At 72.8% G+C, this 5568-nt stretch carries 4 protein-coding genes; 3 read left to right on the top strand and 1 reads right to left on the bottom strand.

The features are described 5' to 3' along the window. The first annotated feature begins 194 nt into the window (after positions 1 to 194). Together NH339_RS17040 and NH339_RS17035 are read left to right on the top strand one after the other, a co-directional pair. Positions 195 to 2411, top strand: a complete 2217-nt coding sequence (locus NH339_RS17040; protein WP_253027200.1) for an NADP-dependent isocitrate dehydrogenase — start codon at positions 195 to 197, stop codon at positions 2409 to 2411. Between the two features lie 534 nt (positions 2412 to 2945). Then, a complete protein-coding gene (locus tag NH339_RS17035; protein ID WP_253027199.1) occupies positions 2946 to 4151 on the top strand; it encodes an MFS transporter in 1206 nt (401 codons plus the stop codon). A 23-nt stretch (positions 4152 to 4174) separates the two neighbouring features. On the opposite strand, the gene NH339_RS17030 is transcribed toward NH339_RS17035, so the two are convergent. Then, positions 4175 to 4735 (bottom strand): TetR/AcrR family transcriptional regulator, encoded by a 561-nt coding sequence (locus NH339_RS17030; RefSeq protein WP_253027198.1) that lies wholly within the window; start codon positions 4733 to 4735, stop codon positions 4175 to 4177. Between the two features lie 23 nt (positions 4736 to 4758). On the opposite strand from NH339_RS17030, the gene NH339_RS17025 reads away from it, so the two are divergent. Further along, the coding region (locus NH339_RS17025; protein WP_253027197.1) for an MFS transporter at positions 4759 to 5568 on the top strand (810 nt) is incomplete at its 3' end.

Raw genomic sequence — 5568 nt, 5'->3', positions numbered from 1 at the left:
CGTCGGTCCGGCCTCACCCCCGGGCGCTGCGCCGCGCCGTGCCAGGGGTGGGGCCCGGCACCCCCGCCGGGCGCTTCGTCGCGCCGTGTCAGGGGTGGGGCCCGGCACCCCCGCTGGGCCGATGTGGTGACGCGGCTCGCACGGGATATCTTGAGGTCGAGAGACTTTCGGTCGACCCTGAGGAGTGGCCCGCGATGGCCAAGATCATCTACACGCACACCGACGAGGCCCCGCTGCTGGCGACCTACTCGTTCCTCCCCGTCATCGAGGCCTTCGCCTCGACGGCCGGCGTCGAGGTCGAGACCCGCGACATCTCGCTGTCCGGTCGCATCCTGGCCGCGTTCGCCGACGTGCTCCCCGCCGACCAGAAGGTCGACGACGCGCTCGCCGAGCTCGGCGCGCTGGCCAAGACCCCCGAGGCCAACATCATCAAGCTGCCCAACATCAGCGCCTCGATCCCGCAGCTCAAGGCCGCGGTCAAGGAGCTGCAGGAGCAGGGCTTCGACCTCCCCGCCTACCCGGACAACCCGACCAGCGACGCCGAGAAGGACACCAAGGCGCGCTACGACAAGGTCAAGGGCAGCGCCGTCAACCCGGTGCTCCGCGAGGGCAACTCCGACCGCCGCGCGCCCGCGTCGGTGAAGGCCTACGCCCGCAAGAACCCGCACTCGATGGGTGCGTGGAGCAGCGACTCCAAGACCGAGGTCGCCACCATGGGCGCCGACGACTTCCGCTCCAACGAGAAGTCCGTCGTCCTCGACGCCGACGACACCCTCACCATCCAGCACGTGGCCGCCGACGGCACCACCACCGTCCTCAAGGACGGTCTGAAGGTCCTCGCCGGCGAGGTCGTCGACGCCACCGTCATGCGGGCCGCCGCGCTCGACACCTTCCTCGCCGAGCAGGTCCAGCGCGCCCAGGACCTCGACGTCCTGTTCTCCGTGCACCTCAAGGCCACCATGATGAAGGTCTCCGACCCGATCATCTTCGGCCACGTCGTGCGCGCCTACTTCGCCGACGTCTTCGCGCAGTACGGCGACGACCTCGCGGCCGCCGGCCTCAGCGCCAACGACGGCCTCGGTGGCATCCTCTCCGGTCTCGACGCCCTCCCCAACGGCGCCGAGATCAAGGCCGCGTTCGAGCAGCGCCTCGCCGAGGGACCGCGTCTGGCCTACGTCGACTCCGACAAGGGCATCACCAACCTGCACGTGCCGAGCGACGTCATCGTCGACGCGTCGATGCCCGCCATGATCCGCACGTCGGGCCACATGTGGGGCGCGGACGGCCAGGAGCACGACACCCTCGCCGTCATCCCCGACTCCAGCTACGCCGGCGTCTACCAGGCCGTCGTCGAGGACTGCAAGGCGCACGGCGCCTACGACCCGACCACGATGGGCTCGGTGCCGAACGTCGGCCTGATGGCGCAGGCGGCCGAGGAGTACGGCAGCCACGACAAGACCTTCGAGATCGAGACGGCCGGCACCGTGCAGGTCGTCGCATCCTCCGGCGACGTGCTCCTCGAGCACGACGTCGAGCCGCACGACATCTGGCGCGCCTGCCAGACCAAGGACGTGCCGATCCGCAACTGGATCGAGCTCGCCGTCACGCGGGCCCGCGCCACCGGCGCCCCCGCGATCTTCTGGCTCGACGAGACCCGCGCCCACGACGCGAACCTCATCGCCAAGGTCGAGGCCTACCTGCCCGAGCTCGACACCGACGGCCTCACGATCGAGATCATGGCGCCGGCCGAGGCGACCACCTACTCGGTGGAGCGCATCCGTCGCGGCGAGGACACGATCAGCGTCACCGGCAACGTGCTGCGCGACTACAACACCGACCTGTTCCCGATCCTGGAGCTGGGCACGAGCGCGAAGATGCTCTCCGTCGTCCCGCTGATCAACGGCGGCGGACTGTTCGAGACCGGTGCAGGCGGCTCCGCGCCGAAGCACGTGCAGCAGCTCGTGAAGGAGAACTACCTGCGCTGGGACAGCCTCGGCGAGTTCTTCGCGCTGGCGGCGAGCTTCGAGCACCTGGCCACCACGGCCGGCAACGCGCGCGCCCAGGTGCTCGCCGACACGCTCGACCGCGCCACCGGCACCTTCCTCGACGAGAACCGTTCGCCGGGACGCAAGCTCGGCACGATCGACAACCGCGGCAGCCACTTCTACCTCGCCCTCTACTGGGCCGAGGAGCTGGCGAAGCAGACCGAGGACGCCGAGCTGGCGTCCGCGTTCGCCGACGTCGCGGGTGCGCTGCGCGGCAACGAGCAGACGATCGTCGACGAGCTGCTCGCCGTCCAGGGCTCGCCCGCCGACATCGGCGGCTACTACCGCCCGTCGGACGAGAAGGCCGAGCAGGTCATGCGTCCCTCGAGCACCCTCAACGAGGTCCTCGGCTCGCTCAGCGTCTGACCAGCCTCACCGACGCCCCCGCGACCCCGTGGTCGCGGGGGCGTCGTGCGTCCGGCCCGCGCTGGGCTGGTGCCGGGTGGTCTCGATACGCGTCCACGACGCTCCTTCGTCGCGCGTGGCCGCTGCTCGACCGGCGCTACCGCTGGTCGAGTAGTCGGGCTTGGCGAGGGACGAGCCTGAGCCCGACGTATCGAGACCACTCTGGGCTGTTGCTGGGGGTCGGTTCGCGCTGGGCCGTTCCCGGGTGGTCTCGATACGCGTCCACGACGCTCGTTCCTCGCGCGTGGCCGCTACTCGACCAGCGGTACCGCTGGTCGAGTGCCTCCACGAGCGCCAGCGGGGGGAGGTGCTGGAGCCGTCGCATGAGGGGCGTAGCCGCGACGGAGCGAGACCACTCCAAGCAGACGCTGGGGGTCGGCTCGCGCTGGGCTGTCGCCGTGCAACCTCGCTCCGCCTCCTCGACCAGCAGGACTCTGCGCATGACCTCGCCCACACCGGGAACAACACGCCGAGGGTCGGTGCTTGGCTCTTCACGTGACTTCTTCCGTGGACCTGGCAGCGCCCGAGACGAGCACCCCGCGCGCCGCGCACGTGGGGCTGGCCATCATCTCCCTCGCGCTCGGCGGCTTCGCGATCGGCACGACCGAGTTCGTCACGATGGGTCTGCTCAAGGAGATCGCCGCCGGCATCGACGAGTCCATCCCCACCACCGGGCACGTGATCACCGCGTACGCGTTCGGCGTCGTGGTCGGCGCGCCCGTCATCGTGGCCCTCGGGGCGCGGCTCCCGCGCCGTGAGCTGGCGGTCGGCCTGATCCTCGCGCTGGGCGTCGGCAACGCGGTCACCGCGCTCGCGAGCGGCTACGTGCCCGTGCTCGCCGCGCGCTTCCTCGCCGGTCTGCCGCACGGCGCGTACTTCGGCGTCGCCTCGCTCCTCGCCGCCTCGCTGGTGCCGCCGCACCGTCGCGGTCGGGCGGTCAGCCGCGTCATGCTCGGCCTGTCCGTCGCCACCGTGGCCGGCGTGCCGGCCGCCACCTGGCTGGGCCAGGAGCTCGGCTGGCGGGCCGCCTACTGGGCCGTGGTCGTGCTGGCGGTGCTGGCCGCGGCGATGATGCTGCTCTTCGTGCCGCACCAGGCGGCCGACCGCACGGCGAGCATCCGGGGCGAGCTGTCGGCGCTCAAGCGCCCTCAGGTGCTGTTCGCCGTGTCCGCCGGCATGGTCGGCTTCGGTGGCCTGTTCGCCATGTACAGCTACGTGGCGCCGATCGTCACCGACGTCACCGGCCTCGCGGACTCCTCGATCCCGTGGTTCCTCCTGGCCTTCGGCATCGGCTCGGTGCTCGGCTCCTGGCTGGCCGGACCGCTCGCCGACTGGGACGTCCCGCGGCTCGTGATCTGGGGCTTCGTGGCGACCATCGCCGTGCTCGTCGTGTTCCACCAGACGGCGGGGCTCGTGGTGCCGGCCGCTCTCGGCATCTTCGCGATCGGTGCCCTCGGCAGCCTCGTGGCCATCGGCCTGCAGATCCGGCTCATGGACGCCGCGGGCGACGCGCAGATGCTGGGCGCGGCGCTCAACCACTCGGCGCTGAACATCGCCAACGGGCTGGGAGCCTGGCTGGGCGGGGTCGTCATCGCCGCCGGCTACGGGTACCGCGCGCCGAGCCTGGTCGGTGCAGCGCTGGCGGTCGCCGGGCTCCTGATCTTCCTGGCGGGCCTGGCGGCCCAGCGCCGCAACGCCTGACGCGTCGGCGGGGCCGCCGTCGATCAGGCCGCGCGCACGAGGGTGGTGGCGACCGTGCGGGCGACGTCGGTGCTCCGTCCAGGGGCACGCAGGCGCATCGCGAGGTCGCCGGTGACCACGAGGAGGAGCTGCTCCCCGAGCTGCCTCCCGCGCCCGGGCGCGACCTCCTCGGCGAGCTCGACCAGCCGGTCGCGCAGGTGCTCGGTCTCGAGCCGTAGCGCGGCTGCGAGCTCCGGCGGTGGCGACGCGTGCTCCGCCGCCGTCCCGAGGAAGGCGCACCACCGGGAGCCGAGCGGCCCGTCCCGGAACGCCTCGAGCGCGTCGAAGACGGCGAGCAGCCGGGCCTGCGGCGTGGTCTGTCGCGCGACCGCGTCGTCCCAGGTCCGGGTCCAGGCCCGGTGGCGACGTTCGAGGGCCGCCGCGAGCAGGGCCTCCTTGCTCGCGAAGCCCCGGTAGAGCGTGGCGGCGGAGACGCCGGCCCGGGCGAGGACCGCGTCGACCGGCGTCGCCGCCACGCCGTCGGTGAAGAACAGCTCGTCGGCGGCGTCGAGCAGCCGGGTCTCCGTCGAGGTGCGCAGGGCCATGGAGCCAGCCTAGACTCACGAAAGTGAAACGTACGTTTTCGTTATCGGCGCTGCTCGTGCCGGGCGGGCTCGCCCTCGTGGCCGCGACCTACGGCCTCGTCCGGCTCGCGACCGGCCTCTACCTGCCCGACGTCCAGGACGACCTCGGGCTCGGTACCGCGGCCGCAGGGCTGATGTCGAGCGGTGCCTCGCTGGCCTACTGCCTCGGCGCGCTCCTGGGGCTCGTGCTCGCCACGCGACGGGCGCGCACGCTCGTCGGCGTCGCCGCGCTGACGGCCGGGGGAGGGGCCCTCGGGCTCTCGGTCGCCCCGGACCGCGCGACGTTCGCCGTCCTCGCGGTCCTCGCGTCGGTGGGTGCCGGCGTGGTCTCGCCGGCGCTCGTGGAGATCCTGCGACGCGACCCGGTCGTCGCGGGCGACCCCTCCGCGCAGTCCACGGTCAACGCCGGGACCGGGCCAGGGCTCGTCGTGGCGGGCGCGCTGGCCCTCACGCTGCTCCCGGACTGGCGGGCGGCCTGGGCGTGGTCGGGTCTGCTCACGCTCGCCGTGGCGGCACTCGTGCTCGTGACCGCGCAGGGCGGCGAGACCGGGAGGCAGGCCCCGAGCGCGACGCTGCCGCGCTCCTGGTGGTCGGCGCACCGGCGCGTGGTGGCCGCCAGCCTGCTCCTCGGCTCCGGTTCCGCCGCGGTGTGGAGCTACGGCCGCGTGGTGGTCCTCCAGTCGGGCGGAGGGACGACGGCGTCGGTCGTCGCCTGGATCGCGCTGGGCCTCGGCGGGACCGCCGTCGTCGCCACGGCGGCCCCACTCGGCCGTCGGGCCCCGCGGACCGCCTGG

The sequence above is a fragment of the Aeromicrobium sp. CnD17-E genome (assembly GCF_024124745.1).
Classification (GTDB): Bacteria; Actinomycetota; Actinomycetes; order Propionibacteriales; family Nocardioidaceae; genus Aeromicrobium.
The sequence above is the reverse complement of the archived record's forward strand: the minus strand, read 5'-3'. Positions and strand labels throughout refer to the sequence as shown.

Coding starts and splice junctions, on each gene's coding strand:
- NH339_RS17040 (WP_253027200.1), top strand. CDS start 195: ATGGCCAAGATCATCTACACGCACACCGACGAGGCCCCGCTGCTGGCG.
- NH339_RS17030 (WP_253027198.1), bottom strand. CDS start 4,735: ATGGCCCTGCGCACCTCGACGGAGACCCGGCTGCTCGACGCCGCCGAC.